The sequence below is a fragment of the Solwaraspora sp. WMMA2080 genome (genome assembly GCF_027497395.1).
In the GTDB taxonomy this organism is placed as follows: Bacteria; Actinomycetota; Actinomycetes; order Mycobacteriales; family Micromonosporaceae; genus Micromonospora_E.
This window is the reverse complement of sequence record NZ_CP114910.1, coordinates 4,347,565-4,373,710: the sequence shown is the minus strand read 5'-3', so window position 1 is coordinate 4,373,710 and position 26,146 is coordinate 4,347,565. Positions and strand designations below refer to the sequence as shown.

At 70.7% G+C, this 26,146-nt stretch carries 19 protein-coding genes; 12 read left to right on the top strand and 7 right to left on the bottom strand.

The features are described from left to right. The first annotated feature begins 127 nt into the window (after nucleotides 1–127). Nucleotides 128–556 (top strand): DUF3151 domain-containing protein, encoded by a 429-nt coding sequence (locus O7543_RS19790; RefSeq protein ID WP_281552464.1) that lies wholly within the window; start codon nucleotides 128–130, stop codon nucleotides 554–556. A gap of 4 nt (nucleotides 557–560) precedes the next feature. Here O7543_RS19790 and O7543_RS19785 read toward each other — a convergent pair whose 3' ends face one another. Further along, a complete protein-coding gene (locus tag O7543_RS19785) occupies nucleotides 561–2,363 on the bottom strand; it encodes a chromosome partitioning protein (RefSeq protein WP_281555780.1) in 1,803 nt (600 codons plus the stop codon). Here O7543_RS19785 and O7543_RS19780 point away from each other — a divergent pair. Then, complete coding sequence (locus tag O7543_RS19780; protein WP_281555824.1) at nucleotides 2,278–2,475, top strand: hypothetical protein; 198 nt, start codon at nucleotides 2,278–2,280, stop codon at nucleotides 2,473–2,475. The genes O7543_RS19785 and O7543_RS19780 overlap by 86 nt on opposite strands. 181 nt (nucleotides 2,476–2,656) lie before the next feature. On the opposite strand, the gene O7543_RS19775 is transcribed toward O7543_RS19780, so the two are convergent. Next, on the bottom strand, nucleotides 2,657–3,664 hold the full coding sequence (locus tag O7543_RS19775) for a hypothetical protein (RefSeq protein WP_281552465.1): 1,008 nt from the start codon (nucleotides 3,662–3,664) through the stop codon (nucleotides 2,657–2,659). A gap of 128 nt (nucleotides 3,665–3,792) precedes the next feature. On the opposite strand from O7543_RS19775, the gene O7543_RS19770 reads away from it, so the two are divergent. The 3 genes from O7543_RS19770 to O7543_RS19760 all read left to right on the top strand — a co-directional run bounded on the left by O7543_RS19770 (nucleotide 3,793) and on the right by O7543_RS19760 (nucleotide 8,303). Next, the gene (locus tag O7543_RS19770; protein WP_281552466.1) at nucleotides 3,793–5,079 is read left to right on the top strand and encodes an adenylosuccinate synthase; all 1,287 of its coding nucleotides are present in this window, start codon (nucleotides 3,793–3,795) and stop codon (nucleotides 5,077–5,079) included. Nucleotides 5,080–5,311: 232 nt separating this feature from the next. After that, nucleotides 5,312–6,664 (top strand): ferredoxin reductase family protein, encoded by a 1,353-nt coding sequence (locus O7543_RS19765; protein ID WP_281552467.1) that lies wholly within the window; start codon nucleotides 5,312–5,314, stop codon nucleotides 6,662–6,664. 169 nt (nucleotides 6,665–6,833) lie between these two features. Beyond that, entirely contained in the window at nucleotides 6,834–8,303 is a 1,470-nt protein-coding gene (locus O7543_RS19760; RefSeq protein WP_281552468.1) for an FAD-dependent oxidoreductase, read from the top strand. Here O7543_RS19760 and O7543_RS19755 read toward each other — a convergent pair. Next, entirely contained in the window at nucleotides 8,297–9,163 is an 867-nt protein-coding gene (locus O7543_RS19755; RefSeq protein WP_281552469.1) for a S1 family peptidase, read from the bottom strand. The genes O7543_RS19760 and O7543_RS19755 overlap by 7 nt on opposite strands. Nucleotides 9,164–9,327: 164 nt before the next feature. Then, nucleotides 9,328–9,471: a hypothetical protein gene (locus O7543_RS19750; RefSeq protein ID WP_281552470.1), complete on the bottom strand. Its 144-nt coding sequence runs from the start codon at nucleotides 9,469–9,471 to the stop codon at nucleotides 9,328–9,330. Nucleotides 9,472–9,666: 195 nt separating this feature from the next. On the opposite strand from O7543_RS19750, the gene O7543_RS19745 reads away from it, so the two are divergent. Next, entirely contained in the window at nucleotides 9,667–10,887 is a 1,221-nt protein-coding gene (locus O7543_RS19745; RefSeq protein ID WP_281552471.1) for a hypothetical protein, read from the top strand. Between the two features lie 99 nt (nucleotides 10,888–10,986). Here O7543_RS19745 and O7543_RS19740 read toward each other — a convergent pair whose 3' ends face one another. Further along, entirely contained in the window at nucleotides 10,987–12,297 is a 1,311-nt protein-coding gene (locus O7543_RS19740) for an ABC transporter permease (RefSeq protein ID WP_281552472.1), read from the bottom strand. After that, on the bottom strand, nucleotides 12,294–12,992 hold the full coding sequence (locus O7543_RS19735; protein ID WP_281552473.1) for an ABC transporter ATP-binding protein: 699 nt from the start codon (nucleotides 12,990–12,992) through the stop codon (nucleotides 12,294–12,296). Before O7543_RS19735 ends, O7543_RS19740 begins: the two co-directional genes overlap by 4 nt. Nucleotides 12,993–13,165: 173 nt before the next feature. Here O7543_RS19735 and O7543_RS19730 point away from each other — a divergent pair, with 173 nt between their 5' ends. The 4 genes from O7543_RS19730 to O7543_RS19715 all read left to right on the top strand — a co-directional run bounded on the left by O7543_RS19730 (nucleotide 13,166) and on the right by O7543_RS19715 (nucleotide 16,378). After that, complete coding sequence (locus O7543_RS19730) at nucleotides 13,166–14,371, top strand: histidine kinase (protein WP_281552474.1); 1,206 nt, start codon at nucleotides 13,166–13,168, stop codon at nucleotides 14,369–14,371. Beyond that, nucleotides 14,368–15,054, top strand: a complete 687-nt coding sequence (locus O7543_RS19725; RefSeq protein ID WP_281552475.1) for a response regulator transcription factor — start codon at nucleotides 14,368–14,370, stop codon at nucleotides 15,052–15,054. Before O7543_RS19730 ends, O7543_RS19725 begins: the two co-directional genes overlap by 4 nt. Before the next feature lie 85 nt (nucleotides 15,055–15,139). After that, nucleotides 15,140–15,748 carry a hypothetical protein gene (locus tag O7543_RS19720; protein WP_281552476.1) on the top strand — a complete coding sequence of 203 codons (609 nt, stop codon included), beginning with the start codon at nucleotides 15,140–15,142 and terminating at the stop codon, nucleotides 15,746–15,748. A 21-nt stretch (nucleotides 15,749–15,769) separates the two neighbouring features. After that, nucleotides 15,770–16,378, top strand: coding sequence for a hypothetical protein (locus O7543_RS19715; RefSeq protein ID WP_281552477.1), 609 nt, complete (start codon nucleotides 15,770–15,772; stop codon nucleotides 16,376–16,378). Nucleotides 16,379–16,451: 73 nt separating this feature from the next. Here the strand turns inward: O7543_RS19715 and O7543_RS19710 are convergent, their stop codons facing one another. Continuing rightward, nucleotides 16,452–18,572: a UvrD-helicase domain-containing protein gene (locus O7543_RS19710; RefSeq protein WP_281552478.1), complete on the bottom strand. Its 2,121-nt coding sequence runs from the start codon at nucleotides 18,570–18,572 to the stop codon at nucleotides 16,452–16,454. A 135-nt stretch (nucleotides 18,573–18,707) separates the two neighbouring features. Between O7543_RS19710 and drmD the strand changes: the two genes are divergently transcribed. Beyond that, nucleotides 18,708–21,992 (top strand): DISARM system SNF2-like helicase DrmD, encoded by a 3,285-nt coding sequence (gene drmD, locus O7543_RS19705; protein WP_281552479.1) that lies wholly within the window; start codon nucleotides 18,708–18,710, stop codon nucleotides 21,990–21,992. Further along, on the top strand, nucleotides 21,992–26,131 hold the full coding sequence (locus O7543_RS19700) for a DNA methyltransferase (RefSeq protein ID WP_281552480.1): 4,140 nt from the start codon (nucleotides 21,992–21,994) through the stop codon (nucleotides 26,129–26,131). Before drmD ends, O7543_RS19700 begins: the two co-directional genes overlap by 1 nt. Nucleotides 26,132–26,146 lie beyond the last annotated feature (15 nt).

The window sequence follows — 26,146 nt, the reverse complement described above, 5'->3', positions numbered from 1 at the left end:
GTTCCTGGGGAGGCTCCGGACCTCTATTTCTAGTCGAGTACCGGCATCGGCACACCCGCCGCACGCGTGACGAAGGACTCATCCGTTCAGACACCATGTCGCTGCGAATACAGGTTGAATGGGCAAAATGCAGAACCTGTTGCCCGAACCGCCGGCCACCACGCTGCCCGGCGACGAGCAGGCCGAGGCGGCTCTTGCCGAGGCTGCCCAGGTGGACACCGAGGAGGCGTACGCCGCTGCCGCCGGCCGCCACCCCACCTACAGTCGGGCCTGGGCGGTGCTCGCCCAGCGTGCGTTCACCAGGGGCGAGGTCGTCGCCGCGTACGCCTACGCCCGCACCGGCTACCACCGGGGCCTGGACCAGCTGCGCCGCAGCGGCTGGAAGGGGCACGGCCCGGTGCCCTGGTCGCACCGGCCGAACCAGGGTTTCCTGGCCTGCCTGCACCTGCTGTCCCGGGCGGCCGGCGAGATCGGTGAGAGCGACGAGGCCGCCCGGTGCGCGCAGTTCCTGCGGGACTGCGACCCGGCCGCCGGGGACGCTCTCGCCAGCAGTTGACGGCTCAGAGCCCTTCGGCCACCGCCGAGGCGATCTTCAGCCATGCCTGCCGGAACGTCGCGGACAACTGCCCGTACCGGATCGGTTCCCCGCTGTCGATGATCCGCTCGTACGGTGCCAGCAGCACCGTACGGGTGCGGGCGGCGAAGTGCCGGTGGATCGGCGCCAGGTCGATCTCCCGGCGGGACGGCGGCATGGAGATGACGGTGACCGCCTGGCGGACCAGCCGCTGCCGGCCGGTCTGCTCCAGGTGGTCGAGCATCCGGGCGGCCGGCTCGGCGGAGTCGTTGCGGGCCGACATGGTCACCACGAGCTGGTCGGTGGCGTCGATCGCCGCCTGCCAGTTCTGTGCCCGTACGTTGTTCCCGGTGTCCACGAAGATCAACTTGTAGAACCGGCTGACCACCTCACGGATCTCGGCGAACGCGGCGGCGGTCAGCATCTCGCCGGCGGTGGCCGACTCGTCCGAGGCGAGCACGTCGAACATGCCTTCGCCCTGCGCCCGCACGTACTGCGACAGGTCGCCGACCCGGCCGTGTGACCCCTGGAACAGGCGCAGGTCGCGCAGCATGTCCCGGACCGTACGGGAGTGGAAGTCCTGCTGGGCGCGCATGCCGAGGGTGCCCTGTGTCTCGTTGTTGTCCCAGGCCAGCACGTAGCCGCCGCGCTTCTGCCCGAACGTCATGGCCAGCATCAGGATGGCGACGGTCTTGCCGGCCCCGCCCTTCGGGTTGACCACGGTGACCTGGCGCAGCCCACCGAAGTTGCGGCGCACCATCTCGACGTCCCGCCGGATCTCCTGCTCGTGCTGCCCCGGCGGCAGCTTGACCAGGCCCAGCGTGGTCCGGTTGAGCGCGGCCCGGACCCCCATCGTGGCGACCGGGTCGGCCGGTTTCGTCGCCCGCCGCAGGGCGAACTCCTCGGCGGTCGGCACGAACGACTCGGGTGTCCAGCCCGCCGGCAGTTGGCTGCCGTCGGCCGACGGGCTGGCCTGCTGGTGCGTCGGCGCGGCCGGCTGCTGCAGGGGATCCTGGTACGCGGGACCCTGCTGGGTGGGACCTTGCTGCACCGACCCGAGCACCCCGGGCGGCACCGGGTAGCCCGAGTCGAACATCGCCGACCGTGGCGGCGGCACCGGAGCGTCCGGCACCGGAGGCGACGGCATCCGGTGCACCCCGGGCGCTTCCTGGTACGGCTGTCGGGGCAGCTCGGTCACGCCCGGACTCACCTGCTGGTACGCCGACGCCGCCGGAGTCTGGGTAGGCGCTGGCGCTGGGGGTGACCAGGCTCCGCTGTCCGTCGGGGTCCAGTCGTCCCAGCCGGCTGCCGACACCGACGCGGCTGCCGACACCGGGCCGGCGGCGGGCGGGGCCCACGGGTCGGCGGGCTGGCCCGGCGCGGGTTCCGTCACCTCTTCCCGAGGCTCACTCGGCCGGCCGGGGCCGGTTGGCCCAGGCGGCGGTAGTGGGGGCGGCGTCGGCGTCTGACCGGGTGGCGGGGCGGGCCGGCTGGGACCAGGATGCGGCTGGCGGGGGTGGGTCGGGCCGGGCCGGGGCGGTGTCGGGTGCGGCCGGCCGGGCGCCTCCGACGTGGGCGCGGCCGCGTCCGCCGGCGGTACGGGTTGCTCCGCCAACGGTACGGGCTGCTCCGGTGACCGCCGGGGAGCCGGCGGCACGGCACCGGACGGACCAGCATCGCCGCCGGTGCCACCGTCGCGGGCGGTGCCCCCAGAACCAGCAGCACCGGTCGAGCGGCTGGTCAACCTGCTGGGTGGCTGCGCCCACGGCGACGCCGGCGAATGCGGCAGCTCCGGGTCGCGGTCGGCGGGCAACCGACCGTTGCCGGCCGTCCTGCCGTTGTCGGGCCGGACCTCGGCTCCGGACGTCACCGTTGGGATGACCGGTACCGCGATGGTCTGATCGTTGCGGGGAGTGGCCACGACCTCGTCCGGCGGCCAGAACGGCTCCTCCACCTGGCCTCCGTCAGCGTCGGTCGAACGCCCCGGATCGGTGTTGTCGTGCACTGCGTAGTACCCCCCTAGCCCCCCACGGACAACCCGAGGATGTGCAGGTCAGTCGCTACTTAGCGTCGCATACCAGGTCAGTATGTGTACACGGCCCAGGCGCCTGGTTCCACCCACCAGGAGCGTTTCCGGGTCAAGCCGCCCGCCACCCCGTCATCCAGGAACGGTAGTTCGCCGTCGCGCGGGGTGACCGCCGCCGCGCGACCACGGGCCCGGCGGATCTCGATGCGTACCCGCTCGCCGCGCCACCACGACCTGGTCTTCACCGGCACCGCCACCGCCACCTCCAGCACCCCGTCCGCCGGGTCCGCTCGGGCCACCAGTTCCACCTCCGCCAGCCGGGCGTATCCGTCGGCGTTCGCCACCACGCAGGCCAACAGCGGGTCGTTGCCCGCGCTCAGCACGGCGTCATCGACCTCGATCCGTCCGCGCCAGGGTAACGGGTGGTCGTGCTCGTCGGCGGCACCCAGCAGCGCGCCGTCCAGGGTCACCGAGCCACCGTCGGTACGCAGCAGGTCCAGCCGCCGCTGCCGGCCGCCGAGGACCGCGGCGGCGACTGCGGCCGGCTCCCTGGGCAGGGCGAGCCGGCCGGCCAGGTCGGCCGGCGGGATACCGGTTGCGCTTGCCCGTCGGGTGTCGGTGCCGGGGTCGAGCGGCAGTACCCCGATCGCCGGCAGGTCCGGCAGGGTCCGGGAGTCGGCCAGGTCGGCGGGTCGCCGGCTCGGTGGCGGGGCGTAGCGGCGTACCATCCGGCGCAGCACCGCCCGCAGCTGCCCGTCGGCGGCCGTGGCGACGATCAGCCGGGTCTTGCCGTCGTCGTCGGGCCAGGTCAGACCGTCCGGCCGGGCCGGGCCGTCCAGTCGTGCGAGGACGTCGTCGATCTCCCGGTCCGAGCGTGCGGTCACCGTCTCGACCCGCGCGCCGGCGGCGACCAGCGCGTCCCGGCAGGTCAGCACCGGCACCCGGACCGGTTCGGCGCAGTCCGGCTTCGCCCGGGTGAGTGCCGTGCCGCAGCTGACACCGCAGCCGCCGTCGCAGCCCGCGTCCGGCTGGCTGCCGAGTGTCAGCAGCACCACGTCGTACACCGTCGCCGCCTTCCGCCGATCTCTGCGGCCACGTCCACCAGGTTCGTGACCCTTGTTAGCCTGACTCCTCGGGCTTGCCACGCGGTCGCCACCTGGCACCCGAGCCCCATGGAGGCGGGTTACACAAGATGCCAGCGATCGTGCTGCTCGGCGCGCAATGGGGTGACGAGGGCAAGGGCAAGGTTACCGACCTGCTTGGCGAGCGGGTCCACTACGTGGTGCGGTTCTCCGGCGGCAACAACGCCGGGCACACCGTGATCACGCCGGACGGGCAGAAGTACGCCCTGCACCTGATGCCGTCCGGTGCGCTCTCCCCGAACGCGATGATCATCATCGGTAACGGGGTGGTGGTCGACCCGAAGGTCCTGCTGACCGAGATCGACGGCCTCGCCGAACGCGGCGTGGACGTCTCCCGGCTGCGGATCTCCGGTGACGCGCACCTGATCATGCCGCACCACCGGGCGCTGGACAGGGTGGTCGAGCGCTACCTCGGATCGTCGCGGATCGGCACCACCGGGCGCGGCATCGGGCCGGCGTACGGCGACAAGGTGGCCCGGATGGGCATCCGGGTGCAGGACCTGCTCGACCCCGGCATCCTGCGCAAGAAGCTGGAGCTGGCGCTGCGGGAGAAGAACCAGATCCTGTTCAAGGTCTACAACCGCAAGGCGCTCGACCTGGACGCGGTGGTCGAGGAGTACCTGGCGTACGCCCAGCGGCTGCGTCCGCACATCGCCGAGACCCGGGCGATCCTCTGGGACGCGCTGGACCGGGGCGACACGGTGCTGCTGGAGGGCGCGCAGGCCACCATGCTCGACATGGACCACGGCACGTACCCGTTCGTGACCTCGTCCAACCCCACGTCGGGCGGGGCCTGCGTGGGCACCGGCATCCCGCCGACCGCGATCACCAAGGTGATCGGGGTGACCAAGGCGTACACCACCCGGGTCGGCTCCGGGCCGTTCCCGACCGAGCTGTTCGACGCCGCTGGTGACCATCTGCGCAAGATCGGTGCCGAGTACGGCACCACCACCGGTCGGGAGCGCCGCTGTGGCTGGTTCGACGCGGTCGTCGGCCGGTACGCCGTACGGCTCAACGGCATCACCGACCTGGTCGTCACCAAGCTCGACGTGCTGACCGGGCTGGCGAAGGTGCCGATCTGCGTCGGCTACGAGATCGACGGCGAGCGGTTCGACGACATGCCGATGACCCAGACCGGCTTCCACCACGCCACGCCGATCTACGAGGAGCACGACGGCTGGTGGGAGGACATCACCGCGGCCCGCACCGAGGCGGAGCTGCCGGTCAACGCCCGGCGCTACATCGCCCGGATCGAGGAGCTGTGCCGGGCCCGGGTCAGCGTGGTCGGCGTCGGTCCCGGCCGGGAGGAGAACGTGGTACGCCACGAGCTGCTCTGAGCCGTACCGTCGGCTCTGAGCGGTACCCGTGCCCCCGGCACGCGGATCCTCAGAGAATCCTCAGATCTCCGCCAAGCGTGGCGGAGTCTGCCTGCTTCATGATCGAACCGGACCCGAACGTCCGCCGGTTGCCACCAGCGCCGGCGGCGGGGCACCCTTCCCGGTATTCGATTGATAGTAACTGATAGCAGGGAGTAAGGCAGTGAGCCGGCTGTACGGCGATCCCAATCGCGTGCGAGACGCGATGGAGGCCACCCCCACCCCGACCCCTCCGACCGGCATCCCCCCGATGACCTTGGCCCGCTGGACCCTGTGGGGTGTGCTGGCTGCCAACCTGTTGATCCTCGAAGTGGCCTTCTTCGCGTACGGCCAGGGCAAGCACCCGGTGCTGACCGTCGCCAAGTTCTTCGGCCTGCACGCCGCCATGTTCATGATGCTGCAGCTGACCCTGGTGGCCCGGATTCCCTGGCTGGACCGGCGGCTCGGGATGGACCGGCTCACCGCCTGGCACCGGTGGATCGGTTTCGGTCTGTTCTGGACCGTGATGCTGCACGCGGTGTTCGTGATTGCCGGCTACGCCACCCTGTACGACATGGGCTTCGGCGAGACGTTCCTGAGCCTGGCCGGGGTGACCGCCTCGCTGCTCGGGATGATCGCCGCCGGCATCATGATCGTCGTGGTCGGGGCCTCCATCCGGTACGCCCGCCGCCGCCTGCCGTACGAGGCCTGGCACAGCCTGCACGTGCTGATCTACCTCGCGCTGCTGGCCGGCCTGGTGCACCAGTTCATGGAGACCACCACCTTCGACTCGGCCCCGGCCAACATCTACTGGTGGACACTGTGGGCACTGGTGATCGGGGCCCTGATCGTCAACCGGGTCGCTGTGCCGCTGTGGCGCAACGCGTACCACCAGTTCCGGGTCGCCGCCGTGGTGCCCGAGGCCGACAACGTGACCTCGGTGTACGTCACCGGCCGCCACCTGGACCGGCTGCCCTCGCGGGCCGGGCAGTTCTGCATCTGGCGGTTCCCCGGTCACAACCGCTGGTGGCAGGCGAACCCGTTCTCGCTGTCGGCGGCACCCGACGGACGTTCCCTGCGGCTGACCGCGAAGGCCGCCGGCAAGACCAGCGCCGGGCTACGGCACCTGAAGGTCGGCAACCGGGTCTTCATCGAGGGGCCGTACGGCGCATTCACCAACCTGCACCGCAAACTGGACAAGACCCTGCTGGTCGCCGGTGGCGTCGGGGTCACCCCGATCCGGGCGCTGCTGGAGGAGTCGGGCGGTTCGACGGTGGTGCTCTACCGGGCGGCCAAGGAGACCGACGCGGTGCTCCTCGGCGAGCTGCAAGGGCTGGCCGCCGCGCAGGGTGCGCAGCTGCACGTGCTGACCGGGCGCACCGGGTCCGGGTCGCCGCCGAACCGGCCGTTCGACCCGGAGAACCTGCTCGCACGGGTGCCGGATATCACCGAACGCGAGGTGTTCGTCTGCGGGCCGCCGGCGATGACCACCGCCGTCGTCGACAGTGTCCGGGCCATCGGCGTGCCGAACGCCCAGATCCACGCCGAACGCTTCGGTCTGGGCTGAACCCTGAGGGGTTTGGGCTGAACCCTGAGGGGTTTGGGCTGAACCCTGAGGCTCAGCCCTTCCTCAGAGAATCCTCAGATCTCCATCACGCGCCGTGTCCGGTCGCGGCCCGATGATCGTAGGACCTGTCGGCGGGTCGGCGGGTTCGACCCGGAAGGGCGAAACAAGGGTGAGCGACAGCGACGGCACCAGCGCGATCGTGATCGGGGCGGGAATCGCCGGTCTGGCCACCGCGCGGGTGCTGAGCGACCACGTCGATCGGGTGACGGTCCTGGAACGGGACCGGCTGCCCGACGACGCGGTGCCACGCCGGGGCGTCCCGCAGGGCCGCCACGGCCACCTGCTGCTGGCGGCCGGTCGGCGGCTCCTTGACGGCTGGTTCCCCGGGCTCACCGGGGAACTGGCCGCCGCCGGTGCCGTCCCACTGCACGGCGCCGGCCTGGTGTGGCATCAGGGCGGCGGCTACCGGGCCCGTCCCGACCTCGGGTTCCTCGCCATGTCGGCGAGTCGGCCGCTGCTGGAGGACGCGGTCCGTCGGTGCCTGCTGCGGCAGCGGCGCAACGTGACCGTCGTCGACCGGACCGCGGTCGACGGCCTGGTCGTCGCGACCGGCCGGACTGCCGGCGCCCGGATGCTCGGCGCCAGCGTCGACGATGCCCGGGTCACCGGTGTCCGGGTGGACGGGGTCGAGCACCGGGCCGACCTGGTCGTCGCCTGTACCGGGCGCAACACCCGCTTCCTGGACCAGTTGGCCGAGCTTGGCTTCCCGGCACCGGAGGTCGCGGCGGTACGGGTCGACGCGGCGTACGCGTCGCAGCTGGTCCGGCGGGGCCCGGATGACCTCGACGGTGCCCTCGCGGTCGTGGTCGACGACCGGGCCGGCGGCCACCGGACCGGCACCATGGTGCCGGTGGAAGGCGACCGCTGGCTGATCACCATCGGCTCCCGGCACGGGGAGGTGCCGCCGAGTGACCCGGTCGAGTTCGAGAACTTCGCCCGGGAGCTCCCGTCACCCACCATCGCCGACGTGCTGACCAAGGCCGAAGCGCTCAGCCCGGTGCTGACCCACCGGATCGCCACCGATCAGCGCCGGCAGGTGGAACGGCTGCGCCGTACCCCGGCCGGATTCCTGGTCCTGGGCGACGCGATCTGCAGCCTCAACCCGATCCACGCGCAAGGTGTGACCTCCGCCGCCCGGCAGGCTCGGGCGTTGGACCGGGCGCTGCGGCGGTACGGGCCGACCTCGCCACGGCTGGCCGGTGCCTTCTACCGTCGGGCCGGCCGGGCGGTCGACGCACTGTGGCGTACCGCCGTCGGAGCCGACTTCGCCGATCCCCGGACCACGGGCCACCGGCCGGTCGGTACCGGTCTGGTCAACCGGTACCGGAACCTGGTGTCCCGGGCCTGTCACACGTCGCCGGTGGTGGCCCGGCAGGCGCTGCTGGTGCAGCATCTGCTGGCCCGGCCGGTGTCGTTGGCGACTCCGGCGATGCTGCTGCGGGTGCTGCTGGCCGTCCGACATCGGCCGGGCCGGCCACCGGGGAGCACACTCTCCGGTGGCCGGCCCGGCCGCGGATCGACCAGTGGCGGCGGCCGCCGGTCGGGATCAGCGGCGACGGCCAACCGGGCCGATCAGTAGATCGTCACGTCGTACTCGTCGACCGCCTCGCGCACCGGCTGGTAGAAGGTCGTGCCGCCGGTCCGGCAGTTGCCGCTGCCGCCCGAGGTGAGGCCCAGCGCGGTCGACCCGGAGTAGAGCGGGCCGCCGGAGTCGCCCGGCTCGGCGCAGACGTTGGTCCGGATCAGACCGCGGACGACCCCGCTGCCCAGGTAGCGGACCCGGGCGTTGAGCGCGGTGACCGTACCGCTGTGGGTGCCGGTGGTCGAACCGGTGCGGGTCACCGACTGCCCGACGAAGGCGTCGCCGACGCTGAACCCACCCGGGTGGCTCTGCGCCGGGTTGTCGTAGCGGACCAGCGCGTAGTCGTCACCGGGGAAGCTGTAGTCGATGGTCGGGCCGATCAGGTTGGTCTGCGCGGAGTTGCTGTACCAGGTGCTGACCACCTCACCGCAGTGCCCGGCGGTGAGGAAGTAGTAGGTGCTGCCGCGTACGGCGTTGAACCCGAGCGAGCACCGGCCGCCGCTGCCGTAGATCGGGTCGCCGGACGAGACCAGCCGGGTGAAGACGCCGGACGTACGCTCGACCCGGATCGCGCTGGCCTTGCCGCGTGCGGCCAGCCGGATCTTGGCGATCTCGGCGCGGGAGACGCTGCTGTCGGCGGTCACCACGACGCGACCGGAGGCGCTGTCGACGTGCCAGGCGATCCCTTCGACGCCGGAGGCTTCCACCAGGTCGCTGACCTGGGCTAGTTCGCTGGCGGTGTAGACGACCGGGGCGGCTGCCCCGGCGGATGGCAGGGCGAGCGCGCCGGCGGTGACTACGCCGACGGCGACGGCGAGCAGCCGGGTGGCCCGACTGGTCGTGTGGCTGAGCCGCACTGTTCCCTCCTGAATGGGACTGGGGATCTCAGGCTTACTGGATATTGACAGTTTTGTTGTGTGTCGATGCTGATGCAAGCGCTAACATGGCAAAATTACTTAGACAATAGCAAATATGAAAAACAATCCTGGCAGTTGTCTGACTTGGCGGCGTCCCGCTTTGGTCAGAAGGTGGTCCGGTCGGGGTCGGCGATTCGGTCCAGCACGGTCGTCCAGGTGGTACGCAGCGCCCATGGCCGGCCGACAGCTGCCTCACCGCTGTCCGGCCAGTGGATGTCCGCGCGGTCCTGGGGGTGGACGTTTGGCACGGGAGGGCGGCATCGGGCGATCGTGTCGCCCTCTGGTCTGGTGTCCAATGAATGTCTGACACTGACCGTCTCCTGCTTGAATTTGCGACCATTCCACAACCGTGGACCCTGGTAACGTTCCGGGGCGACACAGATCGATTCTTGTCGATCATGGTGTTCCTGTGTCGATCCAGTTCTTCCTCGAGAGGATCACGGATGTCCCGTCCCGCCCGCCTCACCCGGCGCGCCCTCGTCGCAGCGATCACCGGCGCCCTCGTCGCCACCCTCACGCCCGGCACCCCGGTCTCGGCCGCCGACCGACCCTTCATCTACCAGGTGACCCCCGGCACCGCGCAGTGGCGCGCGCTGAGCAGCCACCAGGAGATGGTCGACGCCGTACAGATGCCGGACAAGACCGCCGCCGCCTTGCGGACCCCGCTGCTCGTCGACGCCGTCCTGGCGTACCCGCTGCTGCCCGACGCCCTGGCCTTCAACAGCGTCCAACAAGGCTTCGAGACCGTCACCGCACGCTTCACCGGACTGCAGGAACTGCTCCGCCGCCCCGACGCCGGCCAGGAACTGCTGAAGCGCTACCGGACCCTGAACCTTGCGGCCCGCCCCGGTGAGACGCTCGATGAAGCAGGTGACCGGGTCATGACCGCATGGAAACTGGAAACCGTCCTCGCCCAGCCGCAGGTGCTGGCCACCCTGACCACGGCGCAGTCCGCGGAGTTGCTGCACGTCGGACTCGCCGTACACCGAGCCAAGCAGGCCGACGCCAAGACGTACAGCCAGGCCAGCCTGGAACCGACCGCGGTGCTGCTGGGCCGCACGCTCGCGATCCGGGAAGGCTGGGACTGGACCCGCTCGGAGTTGCTGCGGGAGGGCCTGCAACTGCGGCCGGGCGCGGTCGAGACCACCGTTGCCGCCGTACGGGCACACCTGGCCGATCCCAGCGTCGCGCACCCGGTCAGCGACGACGTCGGGACGCTGGACTACTACAGCACCGTCTACACCCCCAACGGCACCCCGGTCACGGTGATCACCAGGACGTACGAGCTGACCAGCGCCGAGATCACCAACGGCAACAACTACGTGGACAGCTTTTATCCGTCGGCCACCCGGGAAAGCAACGCCTCGCGCATGTACAACTGCCACTCATACGCCTGGTACAGCACTTCCAGCGCGAACAACCGGTGGATGAACAGCCCCGGTGACGACCAGTACTGGCTCGATGGCAGCTACACCCGCTGGCACCCGCCGTACATCTGGTTCTCCAGCATGAAGCTGTCGTACGCCAGTGACGATCACTCCGGCATCTGGGTCGGCACCAGCAGGTACGTACGGTCCAAGTGGGGTCAGCTGCCCCTGATGTACCACTACTGGAACTACTCCCCGTACAGCAGTGCCACCACCAACTCGTACTTTCCGTCCTGACCGACCTGCGGAGCCTGATTGGCAGCAGTGACGTGCCTGGCGGGAACGGATCCCGCCAGGCACGTGGTGCTTGCCGACCGTCGACCGGCCCGGTCGCTGCTACTCGTAGCGCAGCGATTCGACCGGATCGGCCCGGGCCGCCCGCGACGCCGGCAGCGTGCCGGCCAGGAACGCGATCGCCATCACCAGCAGGATGATCATCGCGATCGGGGCCGGCTCGAACGCGATCAGCGTCAGTCCGGGCAGGTCCGACAGGAAACCGTCGGCCAGCGCGCTGCTGATCGCCGTACCGGCCACGATCGCCAACACCGCACCGATCGCGCTGCCAAGGAAACCGATGACCGTGGCCTCCAGGCTGAACAGGCCGAACACCTTGCCGGAGCCCATGCCCATCGCCTTCATCAAGCCGATCTCGCGGGTGCGCTCCTGCACCGACATGAACAGGGTGTTGACGATCCCGAAGCTCGCCGCCAGCAGCGCGATCACCGCGAAGGCGTTGAGCACCCAGACGATGCCGTCGATGACGGTCCGGAACGCCCCGAGTTGGTCGGCGACCGTGCTCCCGGTGTAGCCGGCGTCGGCCAGTCGATCCTTCAGCGCGTCGATCTGCTCGTCGGTCGCGGCGGGGTCGAACCAGATGCTCGCCTGGGCGTACCGCTGCGCCTCGACGGCGGGGATGCCGGTGTTCTGCGCGTCGAACAGCGCGTCGGTCAGCGCGTCGTTGGGCACGATGCTGGCTCCGGCCGGGGTCGCCAGGGTCTCCTCGGCCACCCCGACGATCGTCGCCTCGATCACCTGCCGGGTGCGCTCGGCGTCGGTGACCGCGATCGAGACGGTCTCGCCGAGCGCAGCCGCCTTGTCGGCGAAGCCGAGCGGTTCGACGTACGACGTCGGGAGTGCGAGCTGCGGCTGGGTGGACGAGTTGTCCGGTTCGGCCCCGGCCGCCAGCGGGGTCCGCTGCCCGGCGACCAGCCCGCCAACGTTCACGACGTAGCGCGTGCCGTCGCCGACCTGGATGTAGTCAGCGCTGATCGACCTGGTGGGCTGCACGTCGAGCACACCTTCGATGTCGGCCAGCGCTTCGAGATCCGCCGGGGTGAGCGCGACGACCGTCTGCCCGGGTGGCCCGGCCTCCCCGCTCGACACCGTGTCCGGGTCGTACTCGGCCGGCCCGGCGTCGGCGGTGCCGAACCCGTCGCCCTGCTCGGAGGTCTTCACGACCGTCATGACGTCAGAGGCGCCGATCGCGGTCACCGTGTCGTCGATGTACGCGTTGATGCCGGTGCCGAGCCCGCTGGTCAGGGTCAGGGTGAACGCGCCGATGAAGATCGCCAGGATCGTCAGCAGCGTGCGGGTCTTGGACCGGAAGGTGTTCGCGGTGGCCGAACCGACCAGGTCGGAGATCTTCATGCCGGCACCGCCGCCGAGTCGCTGACCAGCTGACCGTCCCGGACGAGGATGCGGCGGTCGCAGCGCGCCGCGAGCTCCTCGTCGTGGGTGACGACGATCAGGGTGATGCCGTTCTGCCGGTTGAGGCCGAAGAGAATGTCCTCCACCACCGTGCCGGTCGCGGAATCGAGGTTGCCGGTGGGCTCGTCGGCGAAGATGATCCGCGGATTGTTCACCAGCGCCCGCGCGATCACCACGCGTTGTTTCTGCCCACCGGAAAGATTCGCGGCCTTGTTCTTCGCCTTGTCAACCAGCTCCAGTTGCTCCAAGGCGGCCATGCCGCGCCGTCTGCGCTCGGTGCGCCCCACGCCGGCGATCTTCATCGGAAGCATGACGTTGTCGAGCACCGAGATGTTCGAGGTGAGGAAGAACTGCTGGAAGACGAACCCGAAGGTCTTGTTGCGGGTCTGGTTGAGCCGGCTGCCCCGCAGCGTACGGGTATCGACGCCGCCGAGCATGATCGAGCCCGACGTTGGCGCGTCCAGCAGCGCGAGAATGTGCATCAGGGTCGACTTGCCCGACCCGCTCTTGCCGAGGATCGCGACGCTTTCCCCGTCATGTATGTCGAAGTTTACTCCCTTCAACGCGTCGAAGCTGTTCGCGCCCCGGCCGTACGTTTTCTGTACGTTGACAGCCGAGATGACAGGGCTTTCCATCGGACTCCTCGTATTCGCCGACCAGGCCGCTTTCCGGCTGGTGTCTCCATCGTCGTCAACGGCCCGGCCCGCCGCGTCACTCTGCGGCGGGCACCCGCGTACCGCGTGCGCGGTATCGGGGATTACCGCGACAGGTGGACCTGCCCGGTCACGGCGGCCGGCAGACTGGGGCCATGACGACCACTACGGCCGGGCCGGCGGACCCGAGACATCGGCGTCCGCGCGTACCGCCGTGGGTCGGTGACCTCGTCGCGGCGGTGATCATCGTCGCGACGGCGCTCACCCCGTTCAAAGTCCCCGAGCATGAGCAGGCCGGACCGGTCACCGTCGCCCTGGCGATCGTCCCGGCCGTGCTGCTGCCGCTGCGGCGGCGCTGGCCGCTGCCGGTGCTGGCCGGCTGTATCGCGGTCTACGGTCTGGTGGCGGCCACCGGGGCGCTGGAGCCGGGCGTGGTGCTCGCGGTGTCGATCGCCATGTTCGGCGCGGCGAACCGCACGGACCGGCGGACCACGCTCACCACAGCCTGCGCCGCCGTTGTCGCGACGACCCTACTCAACCTCCTGACGGCAATCGGGAGCGTGTTCGATCCCCGGGCGTTCCAGGTCATCGTCCTGGTCGCGTTCGCGGCCGCCGCTGGCGACGCCACCCGGTCCCGGCGGGAGTACCTGCTCGCTATCCTCGAACGCGCCGAGCGTGCCGAACAGACCCGCGAATCGGAGGCCCGTCGACGGGTGACCGAGGAACGGCTGCGGATCGCCCGTGACCTGCACGACGTCGTCGCTCACCAGATCTCGGTGATCAGTTTGAACGCCGGGGTGGCCTCGTCGGCGCTGCAGACCCGCCCTGACCGGGCCCAGCAGTCGCTCGGCGTCATCCGGGGCGCGGCCCGGACCGTGCTCACCGAGATCGGCGACCTGCTGCGGGTGCTGCGGACCGAGGACGACGACCCGGCCAACGGGGCGGCGACCGCCCCGCAGCCGGGTATGCACCGGCTCGACCAGCTGGTCGCCGGGTTCACCGGGGCCGGGCTCCACGTGTCGCTGCGTACCGACGGGGATCTGTCGGCGGTCACTGGCGCGGTCGACGTGGTCGCCTACCGGGTGATCCAGGAAGGCCTGACCAACGCCCATAAGCATGGTGCCGGGCATCGCGCGCATGTCCAGGTCGAGGTCGACCCTGACCGGATCCACGTGATGGTCACGAATCCAGTGTCCGGCCGGTCGGCCGACGACCGGCTCGAGGTGCCCAGCAGCGGGCACGGACTGGTCGGTCTGCGGGAACGGGTCGCCTCGGTCCGTGGCGTCGTCGAAACCGGCCTGTCCCCGGGCGGCTACCGGCTCGCCGCCACCCTGCCGCTACCCAAGGAGGAACCCCGGTGACCAGCGTGCTCGTCGTCGACGACCAGCCACTGATCCGCCAGGCCGTGACCGACATCCTGACCGACCACGACGAGATCAGCGTCGTCGGCGAAGCCGTCAACGGTACGCAGGCCGTCGGGCTCGCCGGGTCGCTGCGTCCCGACGTCGTACTGATGGACATCCGGATGCCGCAACTCGACGGCATCGGCGCGACGGCGGCCATCTGCGCCGACCCGGCGCTGGCCGACACCCGGGTGCTGATCCTCACCACGTTCGAGGAGGACGAGTACCTGGTGGCGGCGCTGCGGGCGGGTGCCAGCGGCTTCATCGGCAAGGGTGCGGAGCCGGAGGAGATCGTCCGGGCGGTCCGCGCGGTGCACGCCGGTGAGGCGCTGCTGTCGCCGGCCGCGACCCGCAGCCTCATCGAGCGGTACGTGCTGCCAGGCCACCCACCGGCCGCAGCGGTGAGCCGGCCGAATCCGGCCAGCGAGGCGCTCGACCAGTTGACCGACCGGGAACGCGAGGTGCTGCTGCTGGTCGCGCGCGGCCGGTCGAACCAGCAGATCGCCCAGGACCTGGTGATCTCGCCGCACACGGCGAAGACCCACGTCAACCGGATCATGACCAAGCTGTACGCGCACGACCGCGCCCAGTTGGTCATCCTCGCGTACGAGAGCGGCCTGCTGACCCCCGGCCTGACCTGAGTGCCGAGGCGTCTGTCGGAGATCTTGCACCGTGCTGCCCGGGTCCGCCTTGTGGTCCGTGGACTGGCCCGCCTACCGTATCGATATGTCCCGATCATTGTTGTTGATGGGGCGGGGGTGCCTGCCGAGCGGGGTACGGGCCGCCATGGTCGTGGCGGCCGGCACGGCGCTGTCGTTGCTCGCGGTCGCTCCGGTGCGGGCCGCCGACATGGTCCCCCAGGCCTGCCCGATCGAGGAGACCTACGAGGTCTGGTCGCCACAGAAGGTCTGGATCTCCACCGACACCGCGAGCGACTGGCAGACCGGTCCCGGGTCCATCGACTTCACCGGTAGCGGCACGATCGACATCTCGGTCACCACGTCGGCGAGCTTTTCGGTCTCGGCCGGTGCGCTCGTCGCGTCGGCTGAGACCACCTTCGGTGTCGACCTCACCGTCGGGTCGAGCCACACGACCAGCTGGAGCCACTCGATCCCGCTGTCGTCGGGGGTGACGTCCCGCCTGGTACGGACGAAAGAAGGCCGGCTGTTCGGCTTCAGGAAGCATCGGCTCAACACCAACTGCACGGTGACCACGTCGGCTGACGCGGTGGCGTACGCCCCACTCGCGTCACACAGTTCGAACTACTACTGCTGGAAGCGGGACGACTACCCGGCGACGGCCTGGTGGTATCCGAACCCGCAGGGCGGGTGTTAACAAGGGGTGACGTGGGGAGACATGGGAAGGCTGCCTACCGCTCTGGGTCTCGCTGTGGTCCTGGCGTTCGGCGTCGCCGGGTGCACCGGCGGCTCGGACGGCCCGGATAGCGGGGCGCCCAGGCAGTCGTCGTCCGCAGGCCTGGCCGACGACGATCATCGGGGTGTCGCCCTCGAATCGGCCGGGCGCGGCAGCCAGCACAGCTCACAGCTGGAGGTCAGCCAGAGCCGCTACGACGGCCTGGTCGTCTTCCGGAACGTGACAAGCTCTCCGGTCCAGCTGATCTCCGTTGAGATGGCGACCAGCGACTCGGCGGTCGTCAGCGTGGACTCCGTCGGCCTGGTGGCGCTGGCGCCGGACCAACCCGACGGAGTCGGCTTCACCGACCGGTTCCCGCCCGTGTTCGCACCTGGTCTGACCGCCGTCGACCCGGCTTCGGTCGAGCTGCTGCCGAGCGATGCCAGCCGGGAACGCTACTCGACCGTATTCAAGATCACGGCCGTTCGGCCCGGCCTGTGGGAGGCCCCACCCGTCACGGTGACCTACCGGTCGACCGGGGGCGTTCGCTCGATCGACTTCCCGCACCGGCTCTCTGTCTGCGTCGAGCCCGCCTCGACGGCCGAGTGTTGAGGCGGGCTCGACGGGCGGTCCCCGCCATGAGTCCGTTGAGCAGGGCTGTGTGGCGGAGGGTTCAAGGGGTTGGTCAGTGGGTGGGCCGGGCGTCGAGGAACGGGCTGGGCGCACCGGCGTAGGAGACGTAGAGCGAGTCCCGGGCGCGGGTGCAGGCGACGAAGAGCAGGCAGCGTTCCCGTTGCAGGTCGTGCCGGTGCGCGGTGGGGTCGTCGTCGGCTGCGGTGATCGTCGAGCGGGCCGGCATGGTGTCGGCGTCGACGCCGATCGCCGCGACGCAGCGGAACTCGAGCCCTTTCATCGCGTGCATGGTGCCGACCCGTACCGCGTTGGTCTTGCTGGCGGTGGGGGTGCTGACCGGGATGCCGGCGGTGCCGAGCCGGTCGCGGGCGGCGCGGGCCAGGTGGCCGTTGCGGGCGGCGACGGCGATCGCGTGTGGCTCGACCCCGTCGTCGATCCAGCTGCGTACCTGGGTGACGAGCTGGTCGTGCTCGGCGTCCCGGTCCGGGTGGCCGGCTACCCGGGGCCGGCGGCCGTGCATCGGCGACCGGTAGCCGGTCAGGTCGTCCTGCTGGTCGTCCAGCCCGGTCGGGTGCACGCCGGTGAGCAGCCGCACCGACCAGGCGAGGATCTCCTGGGTGGTGCGGTAGTTGATGGTCAGCTTGCGGCTGCGGCCGCGGATCCCGACGCCGAGGCTGCCCAGCGACACATGGTTGTCGTAGATGCGCTGGTGCGGGTCGGCGACGATGAACAGGTCGTCGGGGCCGGCGGCGACGGCGGCCCGCAGCAGTCGCCACTGGGCCGGGTGCAGGTCCTGGCCTTCGTCGACGATGACGTGCCGGTACGGGCGGTCCGGCCGTTCGGCGAGGATCTTCGCCGCCTGGTCGGCCAGCTGCAGGTGGGTGTACTGCTCCTGTTGCCGCAACGCGTCGGTGACCTGCCGGATCGCTTCCCAGACGGCGAGCCGTTGGTCTGCGCGCAGCGGCGCGCCCCGGCCGTGTCGGCGGGCGGCCAGGTAGCCGGCCGGTTCGGTGATGCCCTGGGCCAGGATCACCTGCTCCCATTCGCGCTGCAGGAAGGTGGCGCTGTGCTGCCCGCCGGTGGCGTCGGCGGCCTGTTCCCACAGCGGTCGGGTGACGGTCCTGGCGTCGGCGATGACCGGTTGGCGGCCGAGGGTCTCGGCGACGATCCGGTAGGCGAGCCGGTCGACGTTCAGCACGTCGATCCGGTCCCGTATCGGCGCATCGTCGGTGAGCAGGCCGAGTTGCCGGTCGAGAGCGTCGGCGAGGTTGCGGGTGAAGGTGGTCAGCAGCAGCCGGTCCGGGCCGCCGGTGATCCGGGCGGCGAGGAACACCGCCCGGTGCAGGGCGGTCACCGTCTTGCCGGTGCCGGCACCGCCGGTGACCAGCGCCGGTCCGGCGTACGACGGGCGGTGGGCGATCTCCCGTTGGGTCGGGTGCAGGAAGACCCGCCAGGCGTCGAACGGGTGGGCGAGGATGCTGGCCAGCTCGGCGGGGCCGGAGACCAGGTGGAAGCGGTCCGGGGTGCGGGCGGCGGCGGCGGCCAGGTCGTCCGGGTCGACCGGCTCGGCGGGTGCGCTGGTCGGCAGGTGTGCGCTGACCTCGTCCCAGACCTGCTCCGGGGTGTATCCGGCGGCGAGGCCGGTGAGTGCGTCGTACTGGGCGGCGGGTAGCAGGTTCGCCAGGGCTTCCAGGTGCGCTTCGGTGGTGAGCAGCCGGACCAGGGGGAGGATGTCGGCGTCGACGCCGAGTCGGATCAGGTCGGCGTCGTTGACCCGGCTGAACAGCATGCTCGGGTTGGCCCTGGCGGCCTGCTGCAGGGCTGGCTCGATGCTGTCGAGGGCCTGCTGGTTGCGGACTTCGAGGACGCCGAGGGCCTGGTTGACGGTGAACCGCCGGCTGGTGGCGTACTCGATGGCGTCGTCGTGGGGCAGGACGGTGAGCAGCAGGAACTCGTCGCCGCTGGTCGGGGCGAGTACGACGCCCCGGTAGAACTGGGTGATCCGGATGGTGCGGATGCGGGAGTCCTTGGCGTTGGCGAGTTTCTCCAGGTGGATGCCGGCGTGGGTGTGTGCCGCGAACTTGTCGATCACGGCGGAAACCGATTTCTGAACGGGTTTTTGCAGCTTGGCATAGTCGGCCAGGAAGTCCTTGGCGATTCCGAGCTTGGCCACTGTCGTAACCCCTGTCGACTGTGTGGACGAATTGCACTAGCCTGCACGCCTGCGTTCGCGGAGAGCCCATGCTACGCAACAGTTCCGAGCGCGGAGAACGACGAAAGGTGCAGAGTGGAGGCACGTACGTATGGAATGGGCCGTTCGGACATCTCGCACCAAACTATCGACGATGGTCAGCGTGGTGGATCTGCTGTCACAACCCTGACGGACCAGTCGGCGGTGCCCGCCGAAGGCCAACTGGTGACGGTGCGAAACCGCAGGTGGGTGGCGGCGCAGGTGGTCCGCGGTGAGGTCGCCAGCGCCGACCCGCAGGTGTTCACCGGGCAGGCGCCGCACCTGGTGCAGCTGATCAGCGTCGAGGACGATGCCCGCGACGAGGAGTTGCGGGTGGTCTGGGAGTTGGAGCCCGGTCGGGCGGTGCACGACTCCACCGTCCTGCCCGGTCCGGGTGACGGGTTCGACGACCCGGCCCAGCTGGACGCATTCCTCGACGCGGTCCGTTGGGGCGCGATTGCCTCCGCCGACCGTACGGCGTTGCAGGCCCCGTTCCGGTCCGGCGTGGAAATCGAGGACTACCAGCTTGACCCGGTGGTCCGGGCGTTGTCCATGCCACGCACCAACTTATTGATCGCCGATGATGTCGGTCTGGGTAAGACAATCGAATCCGGCCTGGTCATGCAGGAGTTGATGTTGCGGCACCGGGCCCGGACGATGGTGATCGTCTGCCCGGCCGGGCTGACCCGGCAGTGGCGCGACGAAATGCGCGACAAGTTCGGCCTCGAATTCCGCATCGTCGACAGCGCACTGCTGCGTGACCTGCGACGCAGCCGAGGCCTGTACGCGAACCCGTGGACCCACTACCCCCGGTTGATCGTCAGCGTCGACTGGCTCAAACGCGACCGCCCGCTGCGGCTGCTCCGCGAGGTGCTGCCGACCGCCCCCCGCTACCCGCGCGCCATCGACCTGCTCGTGGTCGACGAGATCCACACCTGCGCGCCGGCCGGCCGGGGCCGCTACGCCACCGACTCCCAGCGGACCAAGGCGATCCGGATCCTCGCCCCGCACTGCGAGCACCGGCTGTTCCTGTCGGCGACCCCGCACAACGGCTACCTGGAGTCGTTCACCGCGCTGCTGGAGCTGCTCGACGACCAGCGCTTCGCCCGAGGGGTGAAACCGACCGACGAGCAGCTGGCCCGGGTGATGGTCCGCCGGCTCAAGAGCGACCTGCCGCCGAGGTGGGACGGCAGCCCACGGTTCCCGGTGCGCCGCCTCGACTACCTTGAGGTCGACTACCCGGCCGCCGAACGGCACGCCCACGAGCTGCTGTCCCGCTACGCCGCCAGCCGCCGCGACGCCGCCGCCGACCGGGCCGGGCAACTCGCCGCCGACTTCGTCACCACGCTGCTGAAACGGCGACTTTTCTCGTCACCGAAGGCGTTCGCCGAAACCGTCGACACCCACCTCGCGACCATGTCCGCGCGCGCCCCGAGCGGGTCCGGCGACACCACCCCGGTACGCGACAAAGCCGACAAGGTGCTCCGGCCGGTGATCGACCGCCTCGACGAGACCACCGAGGACGACCAGGCGTACGGCGAGGTCGAAGCCGACGCCCTGACCGCCGTACGCCGCTGGGCGCCGCCGCTGTCCACCGAGGAGAAGGCGCTGCTCACCGAGCTGCGGACCTGGGCCCGGTCGGCGCAGCACCAGCCGGACGCCAAGTTCACCGCGCTGCGCGCCTGGCTGGACCCGATCGTGCGGCCGGGCGACGACTGGTCCGACGAGCGGGTCATCATCTTCACCGAGTACCGCGACACCCAACGCTGGCTGCACGAACGGCTGATCACCGCCGGCTACCCGGCGGAGCGGATCGCGCTGCTGTTCGGCGGGCAGGACCCGCAGGAACGCGAACGGGTCAAGAACGTCTTCACCGAGGACCCGTCCCTGGACCCGGTGCGGGTGCTGCTGGCCACCGACGCCGCCAGCGAAGGCATCAACCTGCAGCGGCACTGCCACCGGCTGCTGCACTGGGAGATCCCGTGGAACCCCAACCGGCTGGAGCAGCGCAACGGCCGCATCGACCGGCACGGTCAACGGGCCGCCGAGGTGCAGGTGCTGCACTTCGTCCCGGCCGGCTGGCAGCACGCCGACTACACCGACGGGTCCCTTGAGGACGAGCTGGCGTTCCTGCGGCTGGCGGTGGAGAAGGTCGAGGCGATCCGCACCGACCTGGGCAGCGCCGGTGAGGTCATCGCCACCCAGGTCGAGCAGAAGATGACCGGCAAGCGTACGGACTGGCGGGCCACCGACGCCGAGATCGGCCGGCGGGCCAGCCGTGCCCGGCTACGGTACGAGCGTGACCTGGCCCGTGAACTGCAGCGGCTCACCGAGAAGCTGCATGCCAGCCGTACCCAGCTGAACCTGACCCCGGCCACGGTGGAGCGGGTGGTCCGCACGGCGCTGCGGCTGGCGCACCGCCGCGACCTGATCGCGGCCCCGACCCCGGCGGACGCCACCGGCACCTGGTTCCGGCTGCCGGAGCTGCCCGGCGCGTGGGCGACGGCCCGCACCGACGGGCTGCTGCATCCGGTCACCGGCCGGGAAAGGCCGGTCACGTTCGACCCGGACGCCGCGAAGGGCCGCACCGACGTGGTGCTGCTGCACCTCGGGCACCGGCTGGTCGGCATGTGCCTGCGGCTGCTGCGCGCCGAACTGTGGTCACGGACCGGCGGCGGGTCCAGCGGCAGCACCTCCGGTGCCGGCACCGGCCCCGACGCGGGCACCGGGAAGCGGCTGCACCGGGTCACCGCCCGGATCGTCCCCGGCGAGCTGCTGCGCAGCCCGGCGCTGATCGCCCACGGCCGGGTGGTGATCACCGGCACGGAAGGCACCCGACTGCACGAGGAGATCATCACCGCGGGCGGGCCGATCGTCGCCGGCAAACTGACCCGCGCCCGCCAGGAGGAGCTGGACGCGCTACTCGCCGCCGCCACCGACGAGACACCGGCGGAGCCGATGCTGGGCCAGCTCGTCGAGCTGTGGCCGACGCTGTCCGAGCCGCTCAGCCGGGCTCTCGCCGTCCGCGCCGACCAGCGCAAACGCAGCCTGTACAGCCTGCTGGAGCAGCGCTGCGCCGAGGAGGTCACCGCGATCGGGGCGGTGCTCGACGAGCTGGCGGCCAACATCCGGGCCCGCCTCGACGACACGCCGTCCTGGGAACAGCCGTCGCTGTTCGAGCTGGAACGCGAACAACTGCACGCCGACCGGGACGCCCTGCGGAACCGGCTGCGCGACATCCCGGCGCAGCGGCAGCGGGAGACCGACGCGCTGCGCCGCCGCTACGCCGACCCGACCGCCCGTTGGTTCCCCGCCGCCGTCACCTGCCTGGTGCCCGCTTCCCTCGCCCGAGGTGCCCGCTGATGCCGTCCACCCGAAGCACCGCCACCGCAGTCACTGCCGGCCGTCGCCCGTACCGGCCGGCTCCGCAACGTGCCGACGAGCAGCACGCCGAATGGCTCGGCCTGCTCGGCACGGACGGGCCGTTCCTGACCGTGCCGGTGCTGACCGTCGCCCTGCCCGACGGCCTGGACACCGTGCCCGACGAGGTCCGCCAGCGGATCCGCCAAGGCTGGGGTGAGATCCTCGACGCCCCGCCGGACCTGCTTGCCCCGGCCTGGGTGGAGCTGATCCTGACCGAGCTGCTGCGCTACCCGGCCAGCGCCCGTGGCGACGGCACCGCGCTGCCGTCGGAGATCCTCGCTGGCGCCGACCGGCGTCGCCGTCGACCCGACTGGATCATGTACGGGCCGGAGCCCGGCGGCGGCCGGGCCGCCCGGCTGCACGTCTACCACCTGCCGGCTGACACGCCGCTGACCAGGCCCGACGGCGACCGGCCGGCACCCACCGAGCAGGCCGCGCAGCTGTGCCGCGACACCCGTACCCCGGTGGCGCTGCTCACCAACGGCCAGCACTGGGCGCTGGTGCACGCCCGCCCCGGCACCGCCACCGGAGTCGCCGTCTTCGACGCCGACCTGTGGTTGGAGGAGCCGCTGCTGCTGCGGGCGTTCGCCACCCTGCTGGCGGCGAGCCGGGTGCTGCCGCCGGCCGCCAACCCGGACGGCACCGCGTCGACCAGCCTCGCCGGGTTGTTCGTCCGCAGCGCCGACGCCCTCACCCAGGTCACCACCACCCTCGGTGACCAGGTCCGCCGGGCGGTGGAACTGTTCGTCGGCGAACTGGCCCGGCTGGACCGCGAATCCGGCGGGGAACTGCTGCGCGACGTCGCCGACCGGGAGATCTACCGGGGCGCGTTGACGGTGCTGATGCGTCTGGTCTTCCTGCTGTACGCCGAGGAGCAGCGGCTGCTGCCGCTCGGTGACCCGCTCTACCAGGAGGCGTACGCGGCGACCACGCTGCACGCCCAGCTGAGCCTGGCGCGGGACCTGTACAGCGAGGAGGTGACCGACCGGCGGGCGGCGGCCTGGCCCCGGCTGCTGGCCCTGTTCGCGGCGGTGCACGGCGGCTGCACCCACCCGGACCTGATGATCCCGGCGCACGGCGGGTCGCTGTTCGACCCGGCCCGGTTCGGCTGGCTGCACCGGGCGGCGGTCACCGACCGGGTCATCCTGGAGATCCTGGACGCGCTGCTGGTGCTGCGCCACCGGGGCAAGGCCGCCGAGCAGCTCAGCTACTCCAGCCTCGGGGTGGAGCAGATCGGCCACGTCTACGAAGGACTGCTCGACTTCTCCTGCCTGCGGGTGGATCAGCCGCACGTTGGGTTGGTCGGCAAACTGGAGCCGGAGCTGCCGCTGACCGAGCTGGTCGAGCAGGCCGCGCTCGGTGAGCCGGAGTTCCGCGGCTGGCTGGTGAAACGCTGTGGGCTGACCGCCGGTCAGGTGGGCAGGGCGCTGGCCCGCACGCCCCGGCCGGACGAGGTGGCGGCGCTGCACGCCGCCTGCGACAACGACGCCGACCTGGCTGAGCGGGCCCGCCCGTACTGGGGGCTGCTCCGCACCGACCTGCGCGGCCTGCCGACGATCTTCCCGGCCGGGTCGGTGCTGTTCACCCAGGTCGGCGACCGACGGGCCACCGGCACCCACTACACGCCGAAGGAGCTGGCCGAGGAGGTCGTCCGGCACACCCTGGCACCGCTGTGTTTCGCGCCCGGCCCGGCGCAGGGCGTCGCCGAGGAAGGCGTGTGGCGGGCGAAAAGCGCGGAGGAGCTGCTGCAGCTGAAGGTGCTGGACCCGGCGATGGGCTCCGGCGCGTTCCTGGTGGCCGCCTGCCGCTACCTGGCCGAGGTGGTGGTGCGGGCCTGGCAGCGCGACAAGCTGCCGGCTGAGCTGGCCGACCTGCCCGCCGACGGGCGCACCGAGGAGGAGCTGCGGCTGGTGGCCCGCCGGATGGTCGCCGCCCGCTGCCTGTACGGTGTGGACCGCGACGACATGGCCGTCGAGTTGGCGAAGCTGTCGCTGTGGCTGGTCACCCTGGCCAAGGGGCGACCGTTCGGCTTCCTCGACCATGCGCTGCGCTGCGGTGACTCGCTGGTCGGCATCACCTCGCTGGACCAGCTGACCGCCTTCCACCTGGACCCGGAGCAGGGGCGATCCTTGCACGCCCGGCTCTACGGCTCGGTCACCGACCGGCTGCACGAACTGGTCGCCGAGATGACCGAGCTGCGGGAGCAGATCGAGGCGAGCGTGGTGCAGGACACCCGAGACGCCGCCGACAAGGCGGCGAAGCTGGGCCTGATCGAGCAGATGGGGGACGGGCTGCGGCTGGCCGCCGACGCCGTCGTGGGCGCGGCGCTGTCCACCGCCGTACGGGCACAGCGCCGCCCGTGGGATCCGGACGACGACCCCGACGACGATCCCGAGTACAGGTACGACGACCGGCTGTCGGCGATCAGCGACCAGGTGTACGCGGTGCTGCACGACGAGGCGTCGACGGAGCAGACTCGGCAGTTGACCGACACGATCAGCGACTGGCTGCGCGGCAGCCGCTCCGCCCCGATCCGCCCCCTGCACTGGCCGCTGGAGTTCCCGGAGGTCAGCAACCGCGCCGGCTTCGACGCCGTCATCGCCAACCCACCGTTCGTGGGCGGCCAGCGGCTGACCGGATCGATCGGTGTCGACCTGCGCGAATATCTGGTGGAGCGGGTCGGCCGGGGCCGACGCGGCAGCGCCGACCTGTGCTCGTACTTCCTGCTGCGCAAACTGGCGGTGACCGGGCAGGGCCGGGTCGGGTTGATCGCCACGAACACGATCGCCCAGGGTGACACCCGCGAGGTCGGCCTGGATCAGGCGATCGACATGGGCTGGACGATCTATCGGGCGAACAAGTCGCAGCCGTGGCCGGGCACCGCCTCGCTGGAGGTGTCGCTGCTCTGGGTGGGGCACGCCGGCAGCGGCGAGGACCGCATCCTCGACGGCCGCAAGGTGCGGGGCATCACCGCCTCGCTCGACGCCGAGTCCCGAGTGACCGGCAACCCACACCGCCTCGCCGCCAACGCCGGCCAGTCGTTCCAAGGCTCGAACATCTTGGGCAAAGGATTCCTGCTGGAGCCGGAGCAGGCGCAGGCGCTGATCGCCAAGGACCCGCGTAACAAGGACGTCCTCTTCCCCTACCTCAACGGTGAAGACCTGAACACCAGTCCGGACTGCTCGGCCACCCGCTGGGTCATCAACTTCCACGACTGGCCCATCGAACGCGCCCAGCAGTACCCGGACTGCTTCGCCATCGTCGAACGCGAAGTCAAACCCGAACGCGAGCGCAACAAGTACAGCGCCAGCGCACGCAATCGCTGGTGGCAGTACGAGCGTCGCCGCCCCGAGCTGTACGAGGCCATCGAAGGGCTCGACCGCGTCCTCGCCATCGCACGTGTCAGTCGGACAGGCGTGCCTGCGTTCGTGTCAACCGGACATGTATTGAATGAGCAACTTGTTGTATTCGCCACGGGTCAATCATCCAAGCTCTCCCTGCTTTCAAGTAGCGTCCATTTCTCATGGTGGACGATTAAAGGTGAGTCGAGTCTTCGATCGGATGCGCGTTACACGCCGTCCGATGGTTTCGAGACGTTCCCGCAGCCGGAGTTGACGGACCGGATGGACCGGGTTGGTGAGGAGTTGGACTCGTACCGGCGGTCGGTGATGTTGGGGCGGGGGTTGGGGCTGACGAAGCTCTACAACCTGGTCCACGACGAGGGCGTGGCCAGCGCGGACATCCGGCGGTTGCGGGAAATCCACGTCGAGATCGACAAGGCGGTTGCCGAGGCGTACGGCTGGTCCGACCTGCAGCTCAATCACGGGTTCCACGAGACCCGGCAGGGCACCCGCTACACGATCGACCCGGCGGTGCAGGTCGAGATCCTTGATCGCCTGCTGGAGCTGAACCACAAGCGCTACGACGAAGAGAACCGCGAGGGCCTGCACTCCGGAGCACGCCGCACACCACGCAAGTCGACCAAGTCGGTCCCGCGACCCCGAAAACCTCAGGAACCGGAGGCGCTGCTCCCTGCCTTCGACGACGCCTTGTTTCCCCGCCCCGACGCCCTCTTCTAGAGGATCCTGAGCCGC